This is a genomic window from Sphingobium psychrophilum, assembly GCF_012927105.1.
GTDB lineage: Bacteria > Pseudomonadota > Alphaproteobacteria > Sphingomonadales > Sphingomonadaceae > Sphingobium > Sphingobium psychrophilum.
Genome location: NZ_JABBFV010000007.1, coordinates 88,372 through 113,648 on the forward strand (window position 1 = coordinate 88,372; position 25,277 = coordinate 113,648).

Here is a 25,277-nt window from a genome sequence, read left to right on the forward strand (position 1 = left end):
CGCTGAGTCGAACCCGATGATGGCACAGCCCCCCGCGGCGCGCCATGCACATTTTTGCAGCGCAGCAAGAAATATCGGCTGTTTTCAGCCGTTTCGAATGGAACCTTACGCCGCTATCGATGCAGCACGGCCTCACCCACGCCGGCACGCAGCTCGGCGCGCACCGGATAGGTGCTGGATGGCAGATGCTGGGTCATGAAAATGCCGATGAGCCGGTGGACCGGATCGATCCAGAAATAGGTCGAAAAGACGCCGCCCCAATAATATTCATGGGCGTCCATGCCCATGGCGAAGCCCAGACCAAAGCCGACATCCTGATAATCCGCTTCGCTGAACATCGCGCTGGACAGGGTGGACAGGTCGCCGCCGCCCGGCAGCTGGTTGCGGCGCATCTGCGCCACCGTCTGCGCCGACAGCAGCCGCACGCCGTCCAGTTCCCCGCCGCGCAGCAACATGCGGGCGAAGCGATGATAGTCCGCCACGCCCGACACCAGCCCGCCGCCGCCCGAGAGGAAGCGCCCCGGCCGCCGCCACCCGCTGCGCGCGCCGATGTCCGCGATGGCAAGATCGCCCGTCTCGTCCAGCCGCCAGGCGTCGGTCATGCGGTCCGCCTTGTCATCGGGCAGGACGAATGTCGTATCGACCATCACCAGCGGATCGAAGATGCGGGTGCGGAAAAACCGCTCCAAATCCATACCCGACAGCCGTTCGACCACCACGCCCAACACGTCGGTCGACACCGAATAATTCCACCGGTCGCCCGGCGAAAATTCCAGCGGCAGGGTGGAAAGGTCGGCGACGAACTGGTCTGACGTGCGCTTCTGCTGGAACTCGTCGAGGCCGAGCTTGCGGTAGCGCGCGTCGATCGGCGTCTGGCGTTGCAGGCCATAGGTGAGGCCCGACGTATGGCGCAGCAGGTCGATCATCAGCATCGCACGCTTTGGCTTGGCGCGATTGGCCTGCCCCACGCGCAGGTCGGCAAATTCGGGAATGACGTCGGCGACGGGCGTATCGAGCGCGACCGCCCCCGCCTCCACCAGCATCATGAAAGCGACCGAGGTGATCGGCTTGGTCATCGATGCGATGCGGAACAGCGCGTCGTCGCGCAGCGGTTCGCCGGTCGCCCGCGCCGCGCCGCGCGTCACGGCAACCAACGGCTGCTCATCGCGCGACAGCAGCAATTGCATGTGCGGCAGCTTGCCGGTTGCCAGATAGCTGCGGTCGAGAAAGCCGACCAGCGCCTCCAGCCGGTCCGGGTCCATCCCCGCCGCCCGACACGCAATCCTGTCTACACCATCCGTCATGCCGATCCTCTTGTCGTGCCGGCCTTCGCTAACCCAGCGACGCAGGCAGGTAAACAGCTTGGCCGTTGCCAAGACCCCACCCGCCCCTCTATGGCAACGCGCCAGACCCGCTTACACTGGACCACCACAGGCATGGCCACCGGCCTCTCCGCAATCTTCATGGCCAACCGCCCCGCCCTGCTGCGCTTTCTGCGCGCACGCGGCGCGGGCGAGGATGCCGAAGATCTGTTGCAGGATATGTGGATGAAGCTGGAGGCCAAGGATCTTGGCCCCGTGTCCGATCCGCTGCCCTATCTCTATCGCATGGCCAATAATCTGATGCTGGACCGCTATCGTTCCGCCACCCGGCGCGAGCGGCGCGAACAGGATTGGGCGGAGGGCGCGGGCGGCGTGATGGCCGACCCGACCGAGGATATCGCCGTCGACGACCGCATGGTCCTCAACGAACAACTGGATCAGGCCCGCGCGGTGCTGCGCGACCTGGGGCCGCGGGTCGAAATGGTGTTCCGCCGCTTCCGTATCGAAGGGGTCGGGCAGCGCGTCATTGCCGACGAACTGGGGGTCAGCCTGACCACGGTGGAGAAGGACTTGCAAAAGGCCTATCGAGCGATGCTGACGCTCAAGCAGAAACTGGATACGGAATGAGCAGGCTGGCGACGTCTGCCTTATTACGGGGCACAAAAGAAACGGGGCTGGAGCCATGATAAACGAGGAGGCGCTGGGCTGGGTCGTCCGCACGCGCGATCCCGATTTTGCCGATTGGGACGCCTTCACCGCATGGCTGGAGGCTGACCCTGCACATGCGTCCGCCTATGACGCGGTGATGCTGGCGGACAGCGAGTTGGACAGCCTTATCCCGCCCGAACCCGTCGCCATGCCCGTGGCTGCAAACGATCCGGGCGTGCGCACGCGGCGTCCGCTGCGTTGGATCGGCGGCGGCGCGATTGCCGCCGCACTGGTCGCAACTGTCTCGATCGCTGTCCTCAACCGCAGCGACATCTACAGTGTCACCACACGCCCCGGCGAAACCCGCGTGATCGCGCTGGACGATGGCACCACCGTCGAACTGAACGGTGGCACGACCATGCGCTTCGACCGGAAGGACGCTCGTTTCGCCGCGCTCGATACGGGCGAAGCCGCCTTCACCGTTCGCCATGACGTCGCCAACCCGTTCCGCGTGACCGTGGGCGACACGGTGTTCGAGGATGCCGGGACCGTCTTCAACATCGTCCATACCGACGCCGCGACCCGCATCGGCGTGTCCGAAGGCAAGGTGATCTACAACCCGCAGGCCGAAGCGATCGCCCTGCCCGCCGGCCGCGCATTGGCAGAGGATGCGCAGGGCCTGCGCGTCATGGACATCGCCCCCGCCGCGGTAGCCAGCTGGCGCCAGGGTCGGCTGGTCTATGCCAATGCCGCCGTGGGCGACATCAGCCAGGATATCGGCCGATCGCTGGGCGTCACCCTGACCGCGACGCCGGGCGCGCGGGCGATGCGCTTTACCGGTACGATCCGGCTGGACCGCGACCCGGCGCTGTTCTTTGCGCAGGCCGCGCCGCTGATGGGGCTGACCGCCGTGCGGCAGGGCGAAGGCTGGCTCTTGCAGGAAGGGCCGACTAAGGAAGGAAATGGGCCGCAGAGCTGACCTTCTTATTGTCACCGCCCCCGCAATCGCGATCGTCCTAGCGACGGCAACGCCCGCATCAGGGGCGGAAAGACAGGCTATCAGCATCGCCCCCGGCAGGTTGGGCGAGGCGGCGATAGCGCTTGGCCGTCAAACCGGCGCCAGCATCGGCATGTCGGACCAGTCGCTGGCCGGCATCCGCACCCCCGCCGTCCAGGGCCGGATGAGCGCGGAGGCGGCGCTCAAGCAACTGCTCAAGGGCAGCGGCGCGAAGGCGCAGCGGATCGGCGGCAATGGCTGGCGCATCATACGCGCCCGCGCCGCGCGCCCCGCGCCAGCCGCCGCGCCTGCGCCGATCCAGGCCGCGCCGGTCGCTGAACAGCCCGCCGCAGAAATTATCGTCACCGCGTCGAAGCGCGACACGCCGCTCCCCCGCTATGCCGGCATGGTGGAGGCGCTGGACAGCCGCCTGTTCAGCACGGCGGAGGCGGCGGGCGGCACCGCCACGCTGTTGGCGCGCGTCGCGAGCCTGAGTTCCACCCATGCCGGCGCGGGCCGCAACAAGCTGTTCATCCGCGCCATCGCGGATTCGGGCGTTGCCGGCCCGACCCAGGCGACCACCGGCCAATATCTGGGCGACATGCGCCTGAATTATGCCGCGCCCGACCCCGACCTCAAACTTTACGACGTCGGCCGGGTCGAGGTGCTGGAAGGGCCGCAGGGCACGCTCTACGGCGCAGGGTCGCTGGGCGGCATCATCCGCGTGATGCCCAATGCGCCGAACCTCGCCGAATATGGCGGGCAGATGTCGGCCGGCCTGTCCGCCACCCAGCATGGCGATCCGGGCGGCGACCTGTCGGCGACGCTCAATATCCCGATCGTGTCGGAGAAACTGGCGCTGCGCGTCGTCGGCTATGGCGTGCGCGACGGCGGCTATATCGACGACGTCAATCGCGGCAGCAAAGACGTCAACCGGACCGGCACCTATGGCGGCCGCGCCGCGCTGCGTTTTGCGCCCGACGCCGACTGGACCATCGACCTGAATGGCGTGTACCAGCATATCGACGGCGACGACGCCCAATATGCGGCCCGGTCGGTCGGGCGTCTGCAACGCGCCTCCGCCGTCGCCCAGCCCTATCAATCGGACTATCTGCTGGGCAACCTGCGGATCGAGAAACAGTGGGACAGCCTGCGCTTCGTGTCGTCCACCGGCTATGTCCGCCATGTCCTGGCCGAAAGCTATGACGCGACCCAGCCGGGCGGCCCGCCCGCCCTGTTCCGTCAGCGCAACAAGGTCGCCATCTTCACGACCGAAAACCGGCTGGTGCGCGACCTGGACAATGGGCTGGGCTGGATATTGGGCGCATCCTATCTGCAAAGCACGTCCGACCTCAATCGGTCACTGACCTCCTTCGGCACCGCCGAGATGCAGCCCGTCATCATTCCAGGTGTCGCAATGTTCGGCCGCGGCATGGCCGCGCCCGCGACCGGCGTGCGCAACATGGTCAAGGAAGCGACGCTGTTCGGCGAAGCCTCCTTCGAGCCAGTCAAGGGACTGATCGCGACCTTTGGCGGCCGACTGACCAACAGCCGCCTGTCGGGTGAGGCGCTCGATCCGGTCGCCGCGCTTTCCGACAGCGAACTGGCGCGGGCGGAGGCGCAGGCCGACCGCAGCGAGACGATCTTCCTGCCCTCCGCCTCGCTGCTGACCGACGCCATCCCCGACGTGACGCTCTACGCCCGCTTCCAGCAGGGCTTCCGCCCCGGCGGCCTGGCGGTCGACGACCAGCGGGTGCGCCGGTTCCAGAACGACCGCGTGTCCACCGTGGAGATCGGCGCGCGCAAGGGCGTGCCGGGCCGCGACATTTTCGCCGCCAGTGCGAATGTCGCCTATACCGACTGGCGCAACATCCAGGCCGACGTCACCGACCGCATCGGCCTGCCCACCACGGCCAATATCGGCGACGGGCGCATCTATACGGTCGAAGGGCGCATCGTCGTGCGGCCGACCCAGGTGATCACCCTGGACGGCAGCGTCATCTATAATGACAGCCGCCTGACCCAGCCCAACGACTTCATCCGCGCCCTATCCTATGACGGCCGGTCGCTGACCCTGCCCAATGTCGCCAATCTGGGCGGCCGGATCGCCGTTGATTATAACGCACGGGTGGGCGACGATATGCGCTTCCACCTGTCCGGCTCGGCCCGCTATGTCGGCAAGTCGCGGCTGGGCGTCGGCCCGATCCTCGGCCAGACGCAAGGCGACTATGTCGACACCAGCCTGTCCGCCAGCCTGACACGCGGGCCGGTGCAATATTCGCTGTCGCTGACGAACCTGCTCGACAGCAACGGCAATCGCTTTTCGCTGGGCACGCCGTTCGACCTGCGCACAGACTATTACACGCCGCTGCGTCCCCGGACGGTGCGCGTCGGGATCGATTTCGCTTTCTGACGTTCTGGATCTGGGCTTATTCACGCCGTTCGTCCTGAGTAGCCATTGAGCTTGTCGAAATGGCGTATCGAAGGATGGCGCAATGCGCTGAGCCTTCGATACGGGCCTTCGTCTTCGCTCAGTCCCTACGCAGGGCGAACGGTGTTGGCGAAAAATCACGCTCGAATGAATCTGAACAACCATTCATCGCATTGCCTGACGGAAGCCACGGTCGGGCGTCGTCCCATGCGCACGCGCGCCTTTGATACAGCGCGATACGCAGAGGAGACATCATGCGACATCTATTGGCCTGCACGGCGATCGCGCCCGTGCTCGTGGCCCTTACCGTGGCCAATGCCGCGGCCGAAACCACCATCGCTACTGCCACCACCGCCGCCGTCAAGACCTCCACCGTGGCCAACGGCGGCGCTGACGACATCACCATCAGTGCGGCGGGATCGATCAAGCTGACCGCCGGCGCGGCCGTCACGGTCGACAGCAACAACAAGGTGTCGAACGCCGGCACCATCACCATCAATGACGCCAACAACGTCACCGGCATCCTGGTCGCGCCCGGCACGACCGGCAATATTACCAACAGCGGCACCATCACGCTGACGGAAGATTATACCGCGACCGATACCGACAGCGATGGCGACATTGACGGCGCCTTCGCCAAGGGGTCGGGCAAGACCGCCATCTGGGTCCAGTCCGGTGCCGCCCATACGGGCAATATCGACCATAGCGGCACGATCACGATAGAGGGCAACCAGTCGGCCGCTATCCGCCTGGACGGCGCGCTGACCGGCAACCTGTCGACCAGCGGCGCCACCAGCGTCCTCGGCGACAACAGCTATGGCGTGGTCGCCAATGATGTGACCGGCAATGTCACGCTGCGCGGCTCCACTTCGGTCCAGGGCGCCAACAGCATCGGCGCGGCGCTGTTGGGCGACGTCACCGGCGCGGTCAAAATCCAGGGCACGATCGTCAGCACCGGATATCGCAGCACGACCCGCCCCACCGACGTCACGAAGCTGGATGCGGACGATCTGCTACAGGGCGGATCGGCCGTCGTGATCGCGGGCAATGTGACCGGCGGCATCATCTTGGACATCCCCCCGACGCTGGACAGCACCGACACGGACGTCGATGACGATGGCCTGACGGACAGCACGGAAGGCACCGCTTCGGTCATCACCTACGGATCGGCAGCGGCGGTCCAGATCGGCGCGGCGGACGTCGATACCGCCATCGGCGCGGTTGCGGCGGGCAGCACCGGATACGGCCTGATCGTAAAGGGCGGCATCGCGGGCTACGGCATCTATGACGGCATCGCCGCCAACGGGCTGGTCATCGGCGGCCTGGGCGGCGACGTATCGATCGCAAAGGGCGTGCAGGTCAGCGGCACGGTCGCGGCCGTCTCCTACGACAGCAGCGCCACCGCCATGCGCCTGGGTTCAGGGGCCAGCGCCGATACGATCGACATCAGCGGAACGGTAGCGGCCAGCGGATCGTCGAAGGACGGGACGTCGGCGCGCGGCCTGGTGATCGACGCGGGCGCTTCGGTGGCCTCGATCAAGGTCAGCGGCACCGTGGACGCATCAGCCGCCAGCACGGAAAAGGGGGTCGCCATAGCGATCCTGGATTCGTCGGGCACCGTGTCCAGCCTGTCCAACACCGGCAAGATCAGTGCGTCGGGTGGCAAGACCGGATCGAATATCGCGATCGACCTTTCAGCCAACGGCAGCGGCGTCACCTTGACCCAAGCGGCCGCATCCGCCACCGCAACCGCCCCCAGCATCCTCGGCGACATCCGCCTGGGGTCGGGCAATGACGCGCTGACCGTGTCGGCCGGGACCATCACCGGCAACCTGGCCATGGGCGCGGGTGACGACAGCCTGTCGCTATCCGGCGCATCCAGCCTGACAGGCAACATCGCCTTCGGCGCGGGCACGAACAGCCTGACGCTGGCGGGTACGTCCAGCATCACCGGTGCCGTCGATTTCGGCAGCGGCTCGGGCACGATGACCCTGGGCGGCACATCGTCCCTGTCCGGCGCGCTCAGCAATAGTGGCAATGTGGCCGTGGTGCTGAACGGCGGCACGCTCAACGCCACCAACACCGGCACCGTGGCGCTCGCCTCGCTCGCCGCAAACGGCACGTCCACCATCGGCGTCACCATCGATGCTGCCACCGGCGCCAACACCGTCTACACCGTCGCGGGCGCGGCCAGCTTCGCCAGCGGATCGCTGGTCAAGGTCAACCTGACCGAAGTCGGCGGATCGGCGGGCGACTATGTCATCGTGCGCGCCGGATCGCTTAGCGGATCACCGACGCTGGGTGCCACCACGCTGCTGCCCTATATCTTCAAGGGCAGCGTCGCGGGGAATAGCACGGCTGGCACGGTGACCCTGTCGATCGCGGCCAAGACCGTGTCGGAACTGGGGTTGAGCGGATCGACCGCCAGCGCCTATTCGGCGATCTTCAACGCGCTGGATAATGACGCCGATGTGGCCGGCGCCTATCTGGCGATCACCGACGGGGCGACGCTGACCGGCAACCTGCGCCAGATGCTGCCCGACCATGCCGGTGGCACGTTCGAAGCGGTCACCGCGGGATCGCGCGCCACCGCGCGCATCCTGTCCGACCCCAATGGTATCTACCGCACCAAGGACGGGCGTCTGGGCTTCTGGTTGCAACAGGTCGCCTTTGGCAGCGCCAAGAGCGTGGGCAGCACCGCTTCCTATGACATCAACGGCTGGGGCGCGGGCGGCGGCCTGGAATATCTGAGCGACATCGGCGCGTTCGGCGGTTCCTTCGCCTATATCCATGGCAGCGACAGTGGCGGCGGTTCGAACAATACGGTCGATTCCGACCAGTTCGAACTGGCGGCGCACTGGCGCGGTCAATGGGGTCCGTTCCTCAGTTTCGCCCGCCTGTCTGCCGCGCGCATCAAGTTCGACGGCAGCCGCCATTTCGAAAGCGGCGATGTCGTCCGTACGGCCAATGGCAACTGGAACGGCACGCTGCTGTCGGGCACGGCGGGCGCATCCTATCAGTGGCAGATGGGCCGTTTCGGCCTGCGTCCCGCGGTCGGCATCGACTATTACCGCCTCAAGGAGAATGGCTATAGCGAAAGCGGCGGCGGCGATGCGTTCAACTTGACCGTGCTGGGCCGCACCAGCGACGAACTGACCGCCAACGGCACCGTGACCGCCGGCTACGACTTCGGCAGCCTCAACAAGGAGGATGGCTGGGTTCGGCTGGAACTGGAAGGCGGGCGTCGCCAGATCGTGGGCGGATCGCTGGGCGACACTACCGCGTCCTTCACGGGCGGCGACCAGTTCACCCTGGTATCGGAAGACCGCACCAATGGCTGGACCGGCCGTGCGCGACTCTATGGCGGCACCGACACGTTCCGCGTGGGCGGCGAATTTGGCGCGGAGGAACAACAAAATCACGTCGCCATTTCATTTAGGGCGACGGTAAACTTCGTCCTGTGACGTCTTGAGAATGAAAGGACGGGCCACACCCCACAGACCCTCCCGGTCCGTCCCTTCCGCTCCGGCAACAATCCCTCCCCAAGGGCGCCGGGCATAAAAGAGGGGCGTCGCCGGTCCCCCCGGCGGCGCCCCTTTCTTTATATTCAGGACAAATTTTGCCTTATCTGCGCCAGAAGCTGGCGCAGCGCCTCTCGCATGATGTCGCTTGGCGGCATTGCTTCGCCTTTGCTGACCTTGATCTGAACCCGCACTTCGCGCGGCTCAGTCAACAAGCCCGCAGCGGACCAATCGAAAACAAAATCCGCTTCACCGGAAAGATCTTGCCTGTCGCCAGTGCCAAACACACCCCATGATTTGGCGCATAGTTTGACGCGCATTGCCTTGAAACCGACTTTCAGGCCATCGATGGCAGGCCCGCCGACATCCCGCTCATCGGCAACCTGCTGCATCAACAATGCCAAATCTCTCTGGGATCGCACGAAATCCCTGCCACGCAAGCTGCTGTTTGGCAGACACATCAAACCGGCGCGAACCGGGCCGACGACGGCTTCGAGCGCGAAGTCGATGGATGTGCTTATCGCGCGGATATCGCTCGTCGCCAAACGCGGCGCAGCATCAGCCGACGTGGAAGCGCGATCCCCCTTTTCTTGGGTAGATCGCGCCTCGGACGCGCCGGAATTTATAAGGGCGACAAGCGCCAGCCAAATAAGGAATTTCATAGCCCCTCTTTCGGCAGCCATGAAAAACACTTGCCCTGTTTACTCAAGCCGAAATCAAAAGCGGCAGGGCAGAAATGCTATCCCGCCAGCGCTTTTTTCACCTGTTCGTTGACGACCTGAGGGTTCGCCTTGCCCTGCATTGCCTTCATCGTCTGGCCCACGAAGAAGCCGAACAGGGCTTCCTTGCCGCCGCGATACTGATCGACCTTGTCGCCATTGTCGGCCATCACCTTGGCCACCGCCGCTTCGATTGCGCCGGTGTCGCTAGTCTGCTTCAGCCCCTTTTCCTTGACGATCTTGCCAGGCTTGTCGCCGGTTTCCAGCATGATCTCGAACACCTGCTTGGCGATCGTCCCGCTGATCGTGCCGTCGGCGACCAACGCCAGCAGTTCCGCGCCATCGGTCGGGCCGACCGGACTGGTGTCCAGCGTCTTGCCGATCCGGTTGAGTGCGCCATAGAGTTCCGACAACAGCCAGTTGGCCGACGCCTTGGCGACGTCGCTCTCGCTCTTGCCCTGGATGCGTGCGGCCTCGCTCACCAGCAATTCGAACCAGCGGGCCGTGTCGGCGTCAGCCGTCAGTGTCGCAGCGTTATAGGCGGAGAGGCCCAGCGCCTGCTCGTAGCGCTTGCGCTTGGGGTCAGGCAGTTCGGGCAGCGACGCACGGCACGCCTCCAGAAATGCATCGTCCAGTTCCAGCGGCAACAGGTCAGGATCGGGGAAGTAGCGATAGTCGTGCGCATCTTCCTTAGACCGCATCGATCGCGTCTCGTTCCGGTCGGGATCGTAGAGCCGCGTTTCCTGCACGATCTTGCCGCCCGCCTCCAGCACATCGACCTGCCGGTTCGCCTCATGCTCGACCACGGCCATCACGAAGCGGACCGAGTTGACGTTCTTCGTTTCGGTGCGCGTGCCAAACTCATCGCCAGGCTTGCGCACGGACACGTTCACGTCGGCGCGCATCGACCCCTGGTCCATATTGCCGTCGCACGATCCCACATAGCGCAGGATCGTCCGCAGCTTCGCCAGATAAGCCCCCGCTTCGGCGGGCGAGCGCATGTCGGGCTTCGACACGATTTCCATCAGCGCCACGCCCGACCGGTTGAGGTCGACATAGGAGCTGGTGGGATGCTGGTCGTGCATCAGCTTCCCGGCATCCTGCTCGACATGGATGCGCTCGACGCCGATCACCTTGGTGCTGGTTTCCGGGTTCTTCTCGTCCAGCACGATCTCGACCTGCCCTTCACCCACGATCGGGTGATAGAGCTGGCTGATCTGATAGCCCTGCGGCAAATCCGCGTAGAAATAATTTTTCCGGTCGAAGCGGGACCATTTGTTGATCTGCGCGTCGATCGCCATGCCGGTGCGCACCGCCTGGCGGATGCACTCCTGATTGGGCACGGGCAACATGCCGGGCATGGCCGCATCGACCAGGCTGACCTGCGTGTTCGGTTCCGCCCCGAACGCGGTCGCCGCGCCGGAAAAAAGCTTGGCGTTCGACGTCACCTGCGCATGGACCTCCAGGCCGATCACGACCTCCCACTCGCCGGTTGCGCCCTGGATGCGATAGGTTGATTCAGTCATCAGTCGTCCTTTGATGGCGTGATCAAAGGCACGCCGGGAAAATAGCTACGATAAAAACGCGGATCGCGCGTCAGGATGGATGCGCCGGCGGATTGGGCATGACCGCCGATCAGGAAGTCGGCAAGGATGGCTTTGGCCACCCCCGGCTGCTTTCGAGCGCGATGCACTTCAAAGGCGCGCCCTGCCAGAAATGCCCCCTCCGGCATCAAGGGTTCCACGTCGATAAGCATGGCAGCCAGAAGAACGCGCAGATCATCCAATGCCTCGAATCTTGGTGCCATTTCGCCGATCACTATCGGATTTACGAATAGATGAGCGCCCAATGCAGCACGGTCGATATTGGCAGCGGACCATTCGAACCAATGAGGATCACGATCCAGAACATCGATAAGCACGTTTGAATCGACAAGGATCACGGTTCGTAATTGCCCCGTATCTCCCGCATATACTCATCCGTACTCATACCGTCAGGATTGGGATATTTCCCGGCGATCGCATTGATCGCTTCACGTACCCGTCGGCTTCTCTCGGCTGCTTCCTCAGGACTGAACCCCAGCGGCGCAACCACCACTTGCCCCGCTTCATTCAGCACAACCTTATAAGGCTGCCCCGGCACCAGACCGGCGGCGTCGCGCATGGCTTTGGGAATCAATATCTGACCCTTGCTCGTCATGGTGCCGGTTTCGATCTTGCTCTGCGCGTTCATCGCCAAATCTCCAGTGTTACCAAGGTAACACTTCGGTCAAATCATTACCACCACTTGTCCGCCCTCGCGGTAAAGCCCGCCCGTTCCTCGATCGCCAGCCCTGCGTTCAGCACGGTCTGTTCGTCCAGCGCCTTGCCGATGATCTGGAGGCCTATTGGCAGGCCCTGCCCGTCCAGCCCACCCGGCACCGCCATCGCGGGCAGCCCCGCCAGCGAAGCCGGCACGGTGAAGACGTCGTTCAGATACATGGCCAGGGGGTCATCCTGCTTCTGCCCCAGCGCGAACGCAGCGCTCGGCGCGGTTGGCGTCAGCAGCAGGTCGCATTTTTCGAAAGCCTGGTCGAAATCGCGCGCGATCAGCGCCCGCACCTTCTGCGCCTGGGTATAATAAGCGTCATAGAAACCGGCCGACAGGACATAGGTGCCGATCATGATACGGCGCTTGACCTCCGGCCCGAAGCCCGCGGCGCGGGTGGCGGCATACATGTCTTGCAAACCCGCCCCATCGGGCAGGTCGCGCTGGCCATAGCGAACGCCGTCATAGCGGGCGAGGTTGGACGAGGCTTCGGCAGGGGCGATGATATAATAGGTCGGCAGCGCATATTTGGTATGCGGCAGGGACACTTCGACCACCTCCGCGCCCGCGTCCTTCAGCCAGGCGATGCCGCGATCCCACATGGCGGAGATTTCCGCGTTCAGGCCGCCGGGGCGATATTCCTTGGGAATACCGACCGTCTTGCCGCGCAGGTCGCTCGACAATCCCGCCTCCCACTGGGGCACGGCCAGGTCGAGGCTGGTCGAATCCTTGGGGTCGAAGCCTGCCATCGTCTCCAGCAGGATCGCATTGTCGCGCACCGTCCGCGCCATCGGCCCGGCCTGGTCGAGCGAGGAGGCAAACGCCACGATGCCCCAGCGCGAGCAGCGGCCATAGGTCGGCTTGATCCCGGAAATGCCGGTGAAGGCGGCCGGCTGGCGGATCGACCCGCCGGTGTCGGTGCCGGTCGCCGCCGGGCACAGCCGCGCGGCAATCGCTGACGAAGACCCGCCCGAAGACCCACCGGGCGCCAGCGCGGCATTGCCGCCATCGTTGCGCCGCCAGGGCGAGATCACATTGCCATAATAGCTCGTCTCGTTCGACGATCCCATGGCGAACTGATCGAGGTTCAGCTTGCCCAGCATCCCCGCACCCGCGGCCCACAGCTTGCCCGACACCGTCGATTCATAGGTTGGCACAAAGCCTTCCAGCATATGGCTGGCGGCGGTGGTCTGCGTGCCTTCGGTGCAGAACAGGTCCTTCATGCCGATCGGCACACCGGCCAGCGCCCCCAGCGTTTCGCCCGCGGCCTTCGCCTTGTCGGCGGCATCGGCGGCTTCCAACGCCTTGTCCGGCGTTTCCACGATGAAGGCGTTCAGCGCCCTGGCGGCGGCAACATTGGCATTGAACGCGCTCGCCACTTCGCGGGCGGAAAAATCGCCCGTGCGGAAACCGTCGCGGATTTCGGCGACGGTAAGATCAGTAAGGTTGGTCATTATTCGATCACCTTGGGCACCGCGAAAAAGCCATGTTCGGCCTGCGGCGCGTTGGCCAGCACCTTGTCGCGCACATTGCCGTCGGTGACGACGTCCTGGCGCAGCCGTTGGTGATTGGGGATGACGGCGGTCATCGGCTCAACGCCGGTGACATCCACCTCGCCCAATTGCTCCACCCAGCCAAGGATGTTGTTGAGTTCGGGCACCATGGCCTCTGCTTCGGCGTCCGTCACCGAAATGCGCGAAAGGCTGGCGATCTTTTTTACGGTTTGAAGGTCTATCGACATGGGCCGCCGCTACCACCCGCGCCGGTCCGCTTCAAGCTGGTTTCGCAGGCTCCGCCTGCATGGCGGCTTTAGCGCCCCTTGCGCGCGCCCGCACCATGCGTCAGACAAGGAACAATAATTTCGGAGAGCATGGGTGGCCCGCAAATTCCTCTATATCATCGCGACCCTCGTCGTGCTGGTGATCGCCGCATTCGCCATCTATGCGATCTGGGGAATGCAGCTTATCCGCCTGGTGATGGTCCCGCGCGAAGCCTTTACCCAGCTCCAGCCGCTGCCCGCCAACGCCTATGACAAGGCCGATATGTGGCTGGCCCGGCCCGACATCGTAAAGGATAATGCGGCGCTCTGGACCCCCGTTGGGGTGACGACGCCCAGGACGAGCCAGAAGGCCGCCATCTTCTTCATCCACCCGACCAGCTATATCACCACCTTCGGCGACGCCCACTGGAATGCGCGCATCGGCGACAAGGAAGCGGACGCCACCGCTCGCCGTTTCGTGATGGGCCAGGCCAGCGCCTTCAACGCCGCCGGCGCGGTGTGGGCGCCGCGCTATCGCCAGGCCAATTACGGCGCCTTCCTGACCGACAAGCCAGCCGGCGATCAGGCACTGGCCGCCGGCTATCGCGACCTGGCCCAGGCCTTCGCCGCGTTCCTGAAGGCCAATCCCACCGGCCCGCTGATCCTGGCCGGGCATAGCCAGGGGTCGCGCCACCTGCTGCAACTGCTGCGCGAACAGGTGGCGGGCAAGCCGGTCGCCGATCGAATCGCCGCCGTCTATGCAGTCGGCTGGCCGGTGTCGGTGGAGGCGGACCTGCCCGCGCTGGGCCTGCCGGCCTGCGCGCGGCAGGCCCAGGCGCACTGCATCGTCAGCTGGCAAAGCTATGCCGAACCGGCCGATCCGTCCGCCGTAGTCGAAAGTTTCGAGCGAAAGACCGGCTATACCGGCAAGCCGCGCAAGGGCACGCACATGCTCTGCACCAATCCGATCACCGGCGCGTTCAACGGCGCGGCCCCGGCCAGCGCCAACAAGGGCACGCTTGATGCCCGCGAACAGGGCCAGCCGCCCAAGCTGCTCACCGGCATCGTGCCCGCACGCTGCGACACCAGCGGCGTGCTGATGATCGGCGAGCCGGTCGACATGGGTCCGTTCACCCTGCCCGGCAACAATTACCACGTCTACGACTACAGCCTGTTCTGGGGCAATGTGCGCGAGGACGCACAAAAACGCCTGGCCGCCTTCCTCAACAAGTGACAGGCGCGCCCGGACCTGTCAGGGGCGCTGGCATGGCATTGGTAACAACGGATCGCTTCGCATTCCGCACGACGCTGCCCCAGGGCGGACGGCTGATCGGCATGGACGTGGGGACAAAGACGATCGGGCTGGCCCTGTGCGACGCCAGCTGGTCGATCGCCAGCCCGGCGCACACGATCACGCGGGGCAAGTTCAGCAAGGACAAGGTGACGCTGGCCACCTTCATGGACCAGCAGCAGGTCAAGGGCATCGTCATCGGCCTGCCGCTCAACCTGGACGGCACCGGCAGCCCGCGCAGCCAGTCGAGCAAGGCCTTCGCCCAGAATCTGGCCGACCTTGGCCGCCCCGTGCTGCTGTGGGACGAACGCTGGTCGACCCAGGCCGTCACCCGCACCCTGCTGGAAGCCGACGCCAGCCGCGCCCGCCGCGACGTCCTGATCGACAAGCTGGCCGCCAGCTACATCTTGCAGGGCGCGATCGACGGGCTGGTCGCGGGAATGGAGTGACATAACCATGCAGCCCCGTCCTCTTCTCTACGCCGCCCTCTTCGCCACAGGCGCGAGCCTGCCGATCCCGGCGCAGGCCGGGTTCTACAGCGGCGAGGCACTTTACGCCGTCTGTACCGCCGACAAGAACGGCAAGGATTATTTCGAAAAATCCTATGAGTGCGTCGGCTATATCAGCGGCGCGGTCGATGCGTTCAACACGACGCGGGAGGCGAACAAGCTCAAAAGCTGCATCCCCGGCGACGTGACGATCAACCAGTTGCGCACAACCACGGTCGATTATCTGGGCAAGAACCCGATCGACCGCCAACAATCCGCCTCCTCCCAGGTCTTCGCCGCGATCCGCAAGGCCTGGCCTTGTGCGAGTGCGGCCAAGGCACCGGCGAAGAAAAAGAGCCGCAAGAGGCGCTGAGGGCGGTTGGCGTAAGTGCGCTTAGGGATGTTGGGTGGCTTCCTGCCATGCCCCTCCCGCTGGCGAGAGGGGGAACATGCCCGCTGATGATCGCTCCCCACATCCTCACCCCTCGAACGCCGCGATGATCGGGCATGGCCCTTCGTCGCTCGCATGGCACGCGCGGGCCAGCCGCTCCAGCGCACCCCGCGCCGCCTGCATCTCCGCAATCTTCAGGTCCAGCGCCGCGATCCGCTCCGCTGCCAGCTCCCGTGCCCGCCCACGGTCCTGCCCGGCGTCCAGTTGCAGCAATTCGCCGATCTGCTCCAGCGTGAAGCCCGCCCCCTGCGCCGAGCGGATGAAGCCCAGCCGCCTTGCATCCGCCTCGCCATAGCGGCGCACGCCCTCGCCCCGCTCCGGTGTATGGAGCAGGCCGCGCCGCTGATAATAGCGCACCGTTTCCACATTCACCCCGGCCGATCGGGCCAGCGCGGAAATCGTCATGCTCATCTCTTGACTCCGTACCATGGTACGGCCCCTATATGGGCTGCATCCCTACCCGTTCCAAGGATGCCAACATGACCAGCCCCGCCCGCAAAAGCGCCAGCCTCTACCGCATGGTGATACCCGGCCACACCTGCCCCTATGGCGTCAAGGCGCGCTGGCTGCTGCGGCGCCATGGCTATGCCGTGGACGATCATTGGCTGACGACCCGCGCAGAAACCGACGCCTTCAAGGCGCAGCATGACGTCAAGACCACGCCGCAAATCATCATCGACGGACAGCGGATCGGCGGCCATGACGATTTGCGCCGCTTCCTAGGCCTCAAAGTCAAAGACCCCAACGCGACCAGCTATGTGCCGGTGCTCGCGGTATTCGCTATCGCGGCGCTGCTGGCGCTGGCGGTCAACTGGCTGACCTTCCTGCCGCTGCTGTCCTTTATGACGCTGGAGCGATTCGTCGCCATCGCGATGATGCTGCTCGCCATGCTGAAGCTACAGGATGTGGATCGGTTCGCGACCATGTTCCTCAATTACGACCTGCTCGCCCGCCGCCTGCCGCCCTATGGCCTGGCCTATCCGTTCCTGGAACTGGGCGCGGGCGTACTGATGCTGACGCGAGCGCTGGACTGGCTGTCAATCCCGGTCGCGCTGTGCATCGGCGGCATCGGTGCGGTGTCGGTGTTCAAGGCGGTCTATGTCGAAAAACGCGACCTCAAATGCGCTTGCGTCGGCGGCGGCAGCACTGTGCCGCTGGGCTTTGTGTCGCTGACCGAAAATGTGATGATGGTCGCGATGGCGCTTTGGATGGTCTTTGGCATCCACTAACGCCGTTCGCTTCGAGCGAAGTCGAGAAGCGGATAGCGCGGCGACGGCGTTTCTCGACACGCTCGAAACGAACGGGACGAGTTAAGCCCTACTCCCCGTCCCGCCCGTAGACATCCGGCAGGAACTGCACCCCCTGCGCGGTCGGCACCGCCGTCAGATAGGTCAGGAAGACTGGGACCGGCTGGGGCAGCGGTTCATGCTGTTCGGGCGCATCGCTGTCGGTCGTCGGCGTCTTGCCGAAGAACCAGCGCCCCAACCGCTGCGCATCCTCCAACCGGACGCAGCCATTGCTGTAATGCCGGTCCTCCTTGGCGAACAGGTCGCGCTGCGGCGTGTCGTGCAGGTAGATGCCGAGGTCATTGGGGAACATGAACTTGATCCGTCCCATGGCGTTGGTGCCGCCCGGCAGTTGCCGCACGCGCACTTCGCTCTGCCCGGCCGCCACCGCGTTCCAGTCGATCGCGCTCTGCGCCAGCGGCGCGGGATTGGCGCTCCAATCCGACAACGCCTCATAGCGCAGGCTTTTCAGCGACGCGCCCTTCAATATCTTGGGCGCGACCTTGCGCTCCACCAGGTCCGACGGAATATTCCAATAGGGATTGAGCGTCGCGTAGCGGATCATCCCCGCCATCAACGGCGTCTGCGTTTCCTTGGTCCCGGCGACGACCTTCATCGTGCCGTCCAGCGCACCCTTGCTATAATACCAGAGCCGCGCCGATGCTGCGTCCACCACGACATGACGGGTCCAGGGACCGGGCAGCACGCGCGCCCGCTCCAGATTGAGCGCCAGCAGGCGATCGTAGCGCCCCGGCCCATCGTTCAGCGCCGCGACGGTTGCCACGCCCGCAACGCCATCGGGCTTGAGGCCATGGTCGGTCTGGAACGCCTTCACCTTCGCCGCCAGCGCCTTGTCATAGGCGACGCCATCCGACAGGCCAAGCCGATGGCGCAGCAGCGTGATTTCCGGCACCTTGCCGCCGGGGCGCAGCTTGACGCCTTCGGGGATCTGCACCGCCGGCAGGTCGCCCCATATGTCGAGATAGCGCGCCCGCGCGCTGCGCAGCCGCATGTAGAGCGGGCTCATCCACCCGGCGGTTTGAATATAGTCGGTGAGCGACGGGGCGAGCGCCGCGGCGCGCACGATATCGGCCGGACCCGGTGGCTTGGGTTCCGCCTCCTGATCGATATAGCGCATCTTTACGCCCCTGGCCGGGCGGCGCATGTCGGCGACCAGCGCGGCAAAGGCGCGCGACAGAGCCAGGTCTGCGCGGGCCAGCGCCTTGGGGCTACCTTCGCCGTCCGCCGCTTCGATCAGGCGTTGCAAGTCGCGCGCGTCATAGTCGCGCGGGTTCAGGCCATCGGCCTCGCTATCTGCGATCAGCGCCAGCAGCGCGTCGGCCTGCGGCCCGATGCGATCCTGCTCGACCCACAGCGGCCAGAAGCCGCGCGGGCTGTAGAAATCCTTCAGCTTGCCGCTGACGCCCGCGCGAATTTCCGCCGCGACGCTGGATTGCGCGCCCTTTTCAGCCGCGACACCCTGCGCCATCACGCCATGAGGCGCTGTCGCAAAGGCCAGCACACAGGCGATCAGGCGAAGCGAAGGGGCGCGACGAACTCGCCGCGCCCGAAAATCCGTATGGATCAGCCGCGTTCTCCCCGGCGCGTCGGCGGCGGCGGTGGCGGCGGCGGGCAGGGCGGACCCTGGACGGCGTGATAGATGCCATCGGCGGTGTAATAGCCATCGACATAACCGTCGCCATCGCGGTCCGCGGCGACGGTCCCGGCGATAGCGCCGGGGCCGACCGGCGGTGCCGACGTCACCGGCGCTTCATTCTTGGCGCAGGCGCTCAGCGCCAGAAGCCCGCCAGCGGCCAAAGCCAGATATTTATAGTGCATAGAAACTCCCTGTACGCTCGTGCGGCAGGCCGCCTCGCGCCGTTAGACTCCTCGCCGCGACCCTTGCGGCTCGACGCTAACGTCCGAACGCAGGATAAAATCCATTACCCAATCGAAATGACGATGAAGCGTGGCACAGTAGCGCCGAGGTGTTTCCTGCACCATGCCGTGCTCCCGCGCAGGCGGGAGCCCAGTTCAAACGGCCGGACTGGGTTTCCGCCTGCGCGGGAACACGCTGCACGTTTAATTCAGGCAGCCACCCATTCCGCCGAAGGGATGCCCTGCGCATAGAGCAGCACCGACAGGTCGCCATGGATGATCTCGGCCGCGGCGGCGGCGCGCGTGACCGGCTTGGCGTGGTAGGCGACGCCCAGCCCCGCGCCCTGGATCATCGGGATGTCGTTGGCGCCATCCCCCACCGCCAGCGTCAGCGCGCGGTCGATGCCGCCTTCGATCGCGGCTTCCAATTCGGTCCGCTTGCGCGCGGCGTCCACAATCGGCGTGGTGACAGTGCCCAGCAAAGCGCCGTCGGCAATCTCCAGCACATTGGCGACATTCGCATCGAAGCCAATCTGGGCCGCCACCGGCCCGGTGAAGCGGGTGAAGCCGCCCGACACCAGCAACGTCTTTGCGCCCCGCGCCTTCATCGTGCGGACCAGCGCCTTCGCGCCGCCCATGATGACCACGCGCTCTTCGCGGCACTGGTCGATGGCGCTGTCGGGCAGGCCCTTGAGCAGCGCGACCCGGCCATGCAGCGCACCCTCGAAATCCAGTTCGCCGCGCATCGCCCGCTCGGTAATCTCGGCGATCTGCGGCTTGATGCCCGCATAGTCGGCCAGTTCGTCGATGCATTCGACGGTGATCATGGTCGAATCCATGTCGGCGATCAGCAGCGTCTTCGCGCGGGTGGCGACCGGCTGGACGATCACGTCCAGAGCAAGGTCGCGTCCATATCCGCCCGTCGCGATCGCAACGGCAATCTCCCTGATCGCCCTGGAAATTTCGAGGCAATCCCCGTTAGTGACACCTTCAGCTGGACTGAAGAAGATATCGGCCGCGACACCGTCGTCGATCATTGATATCTTAGAAACCGAGCCTGCTGTGCAGTCATGGTCGACTTGATGTGCAATTTCGCTGAGCAGGGAATGGTCCAGCCCAGCTTTTGCTACTAGCGTCGCGACGAACATGCACACTCCTGAACCATTAGCGGGCGAATCCCGCCCGCGCGTCGCGCTTATTGCCGGACCCACCGCCAGCGGCAAGAGCGCGCTCGCTTGTCGCTTGGCGCAGGCCACCGACGGCATCGTCATCAATGCCGACGCCAGCCAGGTCTATACCGATCTGGCCATCCTGTCCGCAAGACCGAGCGCGCAGGAGATGGGCGATGTCCCCCATCGCCTGTTCGGCCATATCGACGGGGCGGAGGCCTGCACCGCGCCACGCTGGGCGGCCGAGGCGAAGGCGCAAATCGCCGCGGCCCATGATGCGGGCAAGCTGCCAGTGCTGGTCGGCGGCACCGGCCTTTATATCCGCACGCTGCTGGACGGCATCGCGCCGGTGCCGGAGATCGACCCCGCCATCCGCGCCACTGTCCGCGCGCTTCCGGTGGCGGAAGCACATGAAGCCCTGTCGCGAGAAGACCCCGAAGCCGCCGCCCGCCTGGCGCCTGCCGACACCACCCGCGTCGCCCGCGCGCTGGAGGTGGTGCGATCGACCGGCCGCCCGCTCAAGCAATGGCAGCAGCATAAGGCAGGCGGCATCGCGGACCGCATCACACTCGCGCCGATGATCTTGCGTCCGCCGCGCGACTGGCTGATCGACCGCTGCGACCGCCGCTTCGCGCAGATGGTAGAGGCTGGCGCGATCGCCGAAGTGGAGGCGCTGCTCGCCCGCAACCTGCATCCCGACCTGCCGGTGATGCGCGCCATCGGCGTGCCGGAGATCGCCGCCTATCTGCGCGGAGACAGCGATCTGGACACTTGTATCGCAAGAGCAACCCTCTCCACCCGCCAATATGCCAAACGCCAATATACCTGGTTCACCAACCAGCCCCCGCCCGCCTGGCCGCGCGAAGAACGAGAGATAGATGCCAAGATCATCGATGAATTAGCAATTAAATTACAACAATAGGGGTTGACCCGTCATTTTATGTCCATTAGAGGCGGCCACCTTGCCATCGCAGGCGTGCTGTCGCAAAGGACGTCGCCCTGCACCCAGAACAGAAGGATTTTATCGTGGCCGAAAAGAGCGGCGCGGACATATTGGTCGAATGCCTGATCGATCTCGGTGTCGAGGTCGTTTTCGGCTATCCCGGCGGCGCGGTGCTGCCGATTTATGACGCGCTCTACAATCACCCCACGATCAAGCATGTGCTGGTCCGCCACGAACAGGGCGCGACCCACATGGCGGAGGGCTATGCCCGATCGACCGGCAAGCCCGGCGTCGTCCTGGTCACGTCCGGCCCCGGTGCGACCAATGCCGTCACCGGCATCACCGACGCGCTGATGGATTCGATCCCCATGGTCGTCATCACCGGCCAGGTGCCCACCCAACTGATCGGGACGGATGCGTTTCAGGAAGCCGACACGATCGGCATCACGCGCCATTGTTCCAAGCATAATTATCTGGTGAAGACGCCCGGCAAGCTGGCCGAGGTCATTCATGAGGCGTTTCATATCGCCACCACCGGCCGCCCCGGCCCGGTCGTCGTGGATATCCCCAAGAACGTCCAGATCGCGACGGCGCCCTATGCGAAGCCCGAACTGAAGGTCCATGCCAGCTACCGTCCGCAGACGAAGGCGGATGCGGCAGGCATCGACGCGGCGGTCGAGATGCTCGCCGCGGCCGAACGGCCGGTGTTCTACACCGGCGGCGGCGTCATCAATAGCGGCCCGCAGGCGAGCGCCTTGCTGCGCGAACTCGCCGCGCTGACCGGCGCGCCCGTCACGTCCACGCTGATGGGCCTTGGCGCTTATCCCGCATCGGGCGACGCCTGGCTGGGGATGCTGGGGATGCACGGCACGTTCGAAGCCAATTGGGCGATGAACCAGGCCGACCTCATCCTGTGCATCGGCGCGCGTTTCGACGATCGCGTCACCGGCCGACTGGACGCGTTCGCGCCCAACAGCCGCAAGGTCCATATCGATATCGATCGCAGCTCGATCAACAAGATCGTCGATGTCGACGTTCCCATCGTCGCCGATATCGCCAGCGCGCTGGACGACATGATCGCCCTGTGGAAACAGCGCAATCATCAAAAGGCGGACCTGACGCAATGGTGGGCGCGGATCGCCGGCTGGCGCGCGCGCAAGAGCCTGGATTATGCCGAAAACAGCATCGAGATCATGCCCCAGCGCGCGATCGCGGACCTGTATGCCGCGACGAAGGCGACCGGCAAGGACGTCATCATCACCACCGAAGTCGGCCAGCACCAGATGTGGGCGGCCCAGCATTTCGGCTTCGACGCGCCCAATAAATGGCTGACGTCGGGTGGCCTGGGCACCATGGGCTATGGCTTCCCCGCCGCCATCGGCGCGCAGATGGGCAATCCCGACAGCATCACCATCTGCATCGCGGGCGACGCCTCCATTCAGATGAACATTCAGGAACTGGGCACCGCGTCGCAATATCGCCTGCCGGTGAAGATCTTCATCCTGAACAATGAATATATGGGCATGGTCCGCCAGTGGCAGGAACTGACCTATGAAAGCCGTTATTCCAACAGCTATTCGGACAGCCTGCCCGATTTCGTGAAACTGGGTGAAGCCTATGGCTGGACCGGCATCCGTATCGAAGGGCCACAGGAACTGGAAGCCGGCATCCGGCAGATGCTGGAAACCGACGGCCCGGTGATCGTGGATTGCCGCGTCGCGAAAATGTCCAACTGCTTCCCGATGATCCCGTCGGGCGCATCCCATACCGACATGCTGCTCGATCCCAGCCAGGTGAAGGGCAGCATGACGGACGAGGCGAAGGCGCTGGTATGATGGCCGTCCTGTGACGCAACATCTGAAGCTGCGCATCCATGTGACGGAGCCATGGGATTTCGAACGGATCGCGGGCACGGCGGACATTGCCGGCTGGACCACCGATCATGCCGACCCGGACAATGAGGAATGGGAAGTGCATCTGGACGAAGGGTTCGACTATCACGACCGGCATATCGGCACGCTGCTGGCTGGTCCCCGCTATGTGGGCGAACATCTGGTCCGCATGTTCGACGCGGTGACGGGCTTTCCCGTCCGCCTCGCCCACCGGCAGGACGGCGGCTGGCACTATGCCTTCACCGCCATGATTTCGCAGCGCCATGATGACACCCATGGGCGCGTAGATACCGATAACGGGACAAGCATCTGATGCATATCCAGGAAGAACTCAGCCAGCGGCACGTCCTGTCGCTGACCGTTTCGAACGAAGCGGGCATATTGGCGCGCATCGCGGGCCTGTTCACCGCGCGCGGCTATAATATCGACAGCCTGACCGTGGCGGACATCACGCAGGATCACGGCGTCAGCCGCATCACCATCGTCACCAACGGCCCGCCCAAGGTGATCGACCAGATCATCGCCCAGCTCGACCGGCTGGTTCCGGTGCACAAGGTGACGGACCTGACCGAAGCCGGTCCCTTCGTCGAGCGCGAACTGGCGTTGGTGAAGGTCGCGGGCGTGGGTGAGGACCGGATCGAGGCGCTGCGCCTGGCCGACGTGTTCCGCGCCAAGGTGGTCGACACGACGATCGAAAGCTTCATTTTCGAAATCACCGGAACGACCGACAAGATCGACAATTTCGTCGGCCTGATGCGCCAGATCGGCTTGGTCGAGGTTGGCCGCACCGGCGTCGTCGGCCTGATTCGGGGTAAAGAGGCGAACTGAATTTTTCCCTCTCCCCTCGGGGGAGAGGGAGCGAGACTTGGCAGCTTGCTGCCTAGTCGCAGCTAGGTGAGGGGGCGCCGTGCCACTCGACCCCTCTCCAACTTCATCTAGGTCCGGCTCCGCCGGCCCAAGATTTCGTATCCTCCCCCCTCTCCGGGGGGAGGGAGGTATTGGACGGTTCGAGGAAAAACACTCATGAAGGTTTATTACGATCACGACGCGGACATCGGCCTGATCAAGGGCAAGAAGGTCGCCATCCTGGGTTACGGTTCGCAGGGTCACGCCCATGCGCAGAATCTGCGCGACAGCGGCGTCGCCGAAGTCGCCATCGCGCTGCGCGCCGGTTCGCCGTCCGCCAAGAAGGCCGAAGGCGCAGGCTTCAAGGTATTGCCGAACAAGGAAGCCGCCGCCTGGGCCGATGTGCTCATGATCCTGGCCCCCGACGAGCATCAGGCCGCCATCTATGCCGACGACATCCACGCCAATCTGCGCCCCGGCGCGGCGCTGGCCTTCGCCCATGGCCTGAACGTCCATTTCGGCCTGATCGAAACCCGCAAGGACGTGGACGTCATCATGATCGCGCCCAAGGGTCCGGGCCACACCGTCCGCGGCGAATATGTGAAGGGTGGCGGCGTGCCCTGCCTGATCGCGATCCATCAGGACGCGACCGGCAATGCGCATGACATCGCCCTATCCTACGCCAGCGGCGTCGGCGGCGGCCGCAGCGGCATCATCGAAACCAACTTCCGCGAAGAATGCGAAACCGACCTGTTCGGCGAGCAGGCCGTTCTGTGCGGCGGCGCGACCGCGCTGGTCCAGGCCGGTTTCGAAACGCTGGTCGAAGCGGGTTATGCGCCGGAAATGGCCTATTTCGAGTGCCTGCACGAACTCAAGCTGATCGTCGACCTGATGTATGAAGGCGGCATCGCCAACATGCGCTATTCGATCAGCAACACTGCCGAATATGGTGACATCAAGACCGGCCCGCGCATCATCACCGAAGAAACCAAGAAGGAAATGAAGCGCGTGCTGGCCGACATCCAGTCGGGCCGTTTCGTCAAGGACTTCGTCCTTGACAACCGCGCCGGCCAGCCGGAGCTGAAGGCCAGCCGCATCGCCGCCAAGCGTCATCCGATCGAGGAAACCGGCGCCAAGCTGCGCGCCATGATGCCCTGGATCGGCGCCAACAAGCTGGTGGATCAGGAAAAGAACTGACGGCTACGCATTTGGCCGTCACCCCGGCGAAGGCCGGGGTCCATGGCGGCACGATGCGAGGCTTTGAGATTACTTAACCAGGAACGATCCGTTTCCGGTTACGGCTCTGGAACAATCGAGGGGCGTGGCTTA

At 64.8% G+C, this 25,277-nt stretch carries 24 protein-coding genes; 13 read left to right on the forward strand and 11 right to left on the reverse strand.

The window, feature by feature from the left end; translation table 11 throughout:
- Window positions 1–113: 113 nt before the first annotated feature.
- A complete protein-coding gene (locus tag HHL08_RS11605) occupies window positions 114–1,304 on the reverse strand; it encodes a serine hydrolase domain-containing protein (RefSeq protein ID WP_169573338.1) in 1,191 nt (396 codons plus the stop codon).
- A gap of 132 nt (window positions 1,305–1,436) precedes the next feature.
- Here HHL08_RS11605 and HHL08_RS11610 point away from each other — a divergent pair, with 132 nt between their 5' ends.
- From HHL08_RS11610 to HHL08_RS11625, 4 genes are all read left to right on the forward strand, one after another.
- Complete coding sequence (locus HHL08_RS11610; RefSeq protein ID WP_169573474.1) at window positions 1,437–1,949, forward strand: RNA polymerase sigma factor; 513 nt, start codon at window positions 1,437–1,439, stop codon at window positions 1,947–1,949.
- 55 nt (window positions 1,950–2,004) lie between these two features.
- Complete coding sequence (locus HHL08_RS11615) at window positions 2,005–2,949, forward strand: FecR family protein (protein WP_169573339.1); 945 nt, start codon at window positions 2,005–2,007, stop codon at window positions 2,947–2,949.
- Window positions 2,933–5,380 (forward strand): TonB-dependent receptor domain-containing protein, encoded by a 2,448-nt coding sequence (locus HHL08_RS11620; RefSeq protein ID WP_169573340.1) that lies wholly within the window; start codon window positions 2,933–2,935, stop codon window positions 5,378–5,380. Before HHL08_RS11615 ends, HHL08_RS11620 begins: the two co-directional genes overlap by 17 nt.
- Window positions 5,381–5,652: 272 nt before the next feature.
- On the forward strand, window positions 5,653–8,862 hold the full coding sequence (locus HHL08_RS11625; protein ID WP_169573341.1) for an autotransporter outer membrane beta-barrel domain-containing protein: 3,210 nt from the start codon (window positions 5,653–5,655) through the stop codon (window positions 8,860–8,862).
- Window positions 8,863–9,005: 143 nt separating this feature from the next.
- Here HHL08_RS11625 and HHL08_RS11630 read toward each other — a convergent pair whose 3' ends face one another.
- From HHL08_RS11630 to gatC, 6 genes are all read right to left on the reverse strand, one after another.
- Window positions 9,006–9,581: a hypothetical protein gene (locus tag HHL08_RS11630; protein ID WP_169573342.1), complete on the reverse strand. Its 576-nt coding sequence runs from the start codon at window positions 9,579–9,581 to the stop codon at window positions 9,006–9,008.
- Between the two features lie 77 nt (window positions 9,582–9,658).
- Window positions 9,659–11,164, reverse strand: a complete 1,506-nt coding sequence (gene gatB / locus HHL08_RS11635) for an Asp-tRNA(Asn)/Glu-tRNA(Gln) amidotransferase subunit GatB (RefSeq protein WP_169573343.1) — start codon at window positions 11,162–11,164, stop codon at window positions 9,659–9,661.
- Complete coding sequence (locus HHL08_RS11640) at window positions 11,164–11,580, reverse strand: type II toxin-antitoxin system VapC family toxin (RefSeq protein WP_169573344.1); 417 nt, start codon at window positions 11,578–11,580, stop codon at window positions 11,164–11,166. Before HHL08_RS11640 ends, gatB begins: the two co-directional genes overlap by 1 nt.
- Window positions 11,577–11,870: an AbrB/MazE/SpoVT family DNA-binding domain-containing protein gene (locus tag HHL08_RS11645; protein ID WP_169573345.1), complete on the reverse strand. Its 294-nt coding sequence runs from the start codon at window positions 11,868–11,870 to the stop codon at window positions 11,577–11,579. The genes HHL08_RS11640 and HHL08_RS11645 overlap by 4 nt, the downstream gene beginning before the upstream one ends.
- A gap of 44 nt (window positions 11,871–11,914) precedes the next feature.
- A complete protein-coding gene (gatA, locus tag HHL08_RS11650; RefSeq protein ID WP_169573346.1) occupies window positions 11,915–13,399 on the reverse strand; it encodes an Asp-tRNA(Asn)/Glu-tRNA(Gln) amidotransferase subunit GatA in 1,485 nt (494 codons plus the stop codon).
- The gene (gatC, locus tag HHL08_RS11655) at window positions 13,399–13,686 is read right to left on the reverse strand and encodes an Asp-tRNA(Asn)/Glu-tRNA(Gln) amidotransferase subunit GatC (protein ID WP_066603089.1); all 288 of its coding nucleotides are present in this window, start codon (window positions 13,684–13,686) and stop codon (window positions 13,399–13,401) included. The genes gatA and gatC overlap by 1 nt, the downstream gene beginning before the upstream one ends.
- A 133-nt stretch (window positions 13,687–13,819) precedes the next feature.
- Between gatC and HHL08_RS11660 the strand changes: the two genes are divergently transcribed.
- The 3 genes from HHL08_RS11660 to HHL08_RS11670 are packed head-to-tail and all read left to right on the forward strand — an operon-like array spanning window position 13,820 to window position 15,856.
- Window positions 13,820–14,938, forward strand: coding sequence for a DUF3089 domain-containing protein (locus HHL08_RS11660; protein ID WP_169573347.1), 1,119 nt, complete (start codon window positions 13,820–13,822; stop codon window positions 14,936–14,938).
- Window positions 14,939–14,970: 32 nt separating this feature from the next.
- Window positions 14,971–15,444 (forward strand): Holliday junction resolvase RuvX, encoded by a 474-nt coding sequence (gene ruvX / locus HHL08_RS11665; protein ID WP_169573348.1) that lies wholly within the window; start codon window positions 14,971–14,973, stop codon window positions 15,442–15,444.
- Between the two features lie 7 nt (window positions 15,445–15,451).
- Window positions 15,452–15,856: a Rap1a/Tai family immunity protein gene (locus HHL08_RS11670; RefSeq protein WP_169573349.1), complete on the forward strand. Its 405-nt coding sequence runs from the start codon at window positions 15,452–15,454 to the stop codon at window positions 15,854–15,856.
- A 105-nt stretch (window positions 15,857–15,961) separates the two neighbouring features.
- Here HHL08_RS11670 and HHL08_RS11675 read toward each other — a convergent pair whose 3' ends face one another.
- The gene (locus HHL08_RS11675) at window positions 15,962–16,345 is read right to left on the reverse strand and encodes a MerR family transcriptional regulator (protein WP_169573350.1); all 384 of its coding nucleotides are present in this window, start codon (window positions 16,343–16,345) and stop codon (window positions 15,962–15,964) included.
- Window positions 16,346–16,413: 68 nt separating this feature from the next.
- On the opposite strand from HHL08_RS11675, the gene HHL08_RS11680 reads away from it, so the two are divergent.
- On the forward strand, window positions 16,414–17,163 hold the full coding sequence (locus HHL08_RS11680; RefSeq protein ID WP_169573351.1) for a glutaredoxin family protein: 750 nt from the start codon (window positions 16,414–16,416) through the stop codon (window positions 17,161–17,163).
- 88 nt (window positions 17,164–17,251) lie between these two features.
- Here HHL08_RS11680 and HHL08_RS11685 read toward each other — a convergent pair whose 3' ends face one another.
- The 3 genes from HHL08_RS11685 to serB all read right to left on the reverse strand — a co-directional run bounded on the left by HHL08_RS11685 (window position 17,252) and on the right by serB (window position 20,135).
- Window positions 17,252–18,709, reverse strand: a complete 1,458-nt coding sequence (locus tag HHL08_RS11685) for a L,D-transpeptidase family protein (protein ID WP_169573352.1) — start codon at window positions 18,707–18,709, stop codon at window positions 17,252–17,254.
- A 95-nt stretch (window positions 18,710–18,804) separates the two neighbouring features.
- Window positions 18,805–19,059 (reverse strand): hypothetical protein, encoded by a 255-nt coding sequence (locus HHL08_RS11690; protein ID WP_169573353.1) that lies wholly within the window; start codon window positions 19,057–19,059, stop codon window positions 18,805–18,807.
- Between the two features lie 248 nt (window positions 19,060–19,307).
- Window positions 19,308–20,135 carry a phosphoserine phosphatase SerB gene (gene serB, locus HHL08_RS11695; protein WP_408021772.1) on the reverse strand — a complete coding sequence of 276 codons (828 nt, stop codon included), beginning with the start codon at window positions 20,133–20,135 and terminating at the stop codon, window positions 19,308–19,310.
- A 109-nt stretch (window positions 20,136–20,244) separates the two neighbouring features.
- Here serB and miaA point away from each other — a divergent pair, with 109 nt between their 5' ends.
- The 5 genes from miaA (at window position 20,245) to ilvC (ending at window position 25,145) form a co-directional block, all read left to right on the forward strand.
- Entirely contained in the window at window positions 20,245–21,189 is a 945-nt protein-coding gene (gene miaA, locus HHL08_RS11700) for a tRNA (adenosine(37)-N6)-dimethylallyltransferase MiaA (protein WP_169573355.1), read from the forward strand.
- A 104-nt stretch (window positions 21,190–21,293) separates the two neighbouring features.
- Window positions 21,294–23,045, forward strand: coding sequence for an acetolactate synthase 3 large subunit (locus HHL08_RS11705; RefSeq protein ID WP_169573356.1), 1,752 nt, complete (start codon window positions 21,294–21,296; stop codon window positions 23,043–23,045).
- A gap of 10 nt (window positions 23,046–23,055) precedes the next feature.
- The gene (locus HHL08_RS11710; RefSeq protein ID WP_169573357.1) at window positions 23,056–23,415 is read left to right on the forward strand and encodes a hypothetical protein; all 360 of its coding nucleotides are present in this window, start codon (window positions 23,056–23,058) and stop codon (window positions 23,413–23,415) included.
- Complete coding sequence (gene ilvN, locus HHL08_RS11715) at window positions 23,415–23,930, forward strand: acetolactate synthase small subunit (protein WP_056682062.1); 516 nt, start codon at window positions 23,415–23,417, stop codon at window positions 23,928–23,930. The genes HHL08_RS11710 and ilvN overlap by 1 nt, the downstream gene beginning before the upstream one ends.
- 195 nt (window positions 23,931–24,125) lie before the next feature.
- Window positions 24,126–25,145, forward strand: a complete 1,020-nt coding sequence (gene ilvC, locus HHL08_RS11720; RefSeq protein ID WP_088183528.1) for a ketol-acid reductoisomerase — start codon at window positions 24,126–24,128, stop codon at window positions 25,143–25,145.
- Window positions 25,146–25,277 lie beyond the last annotated feature (132 nt).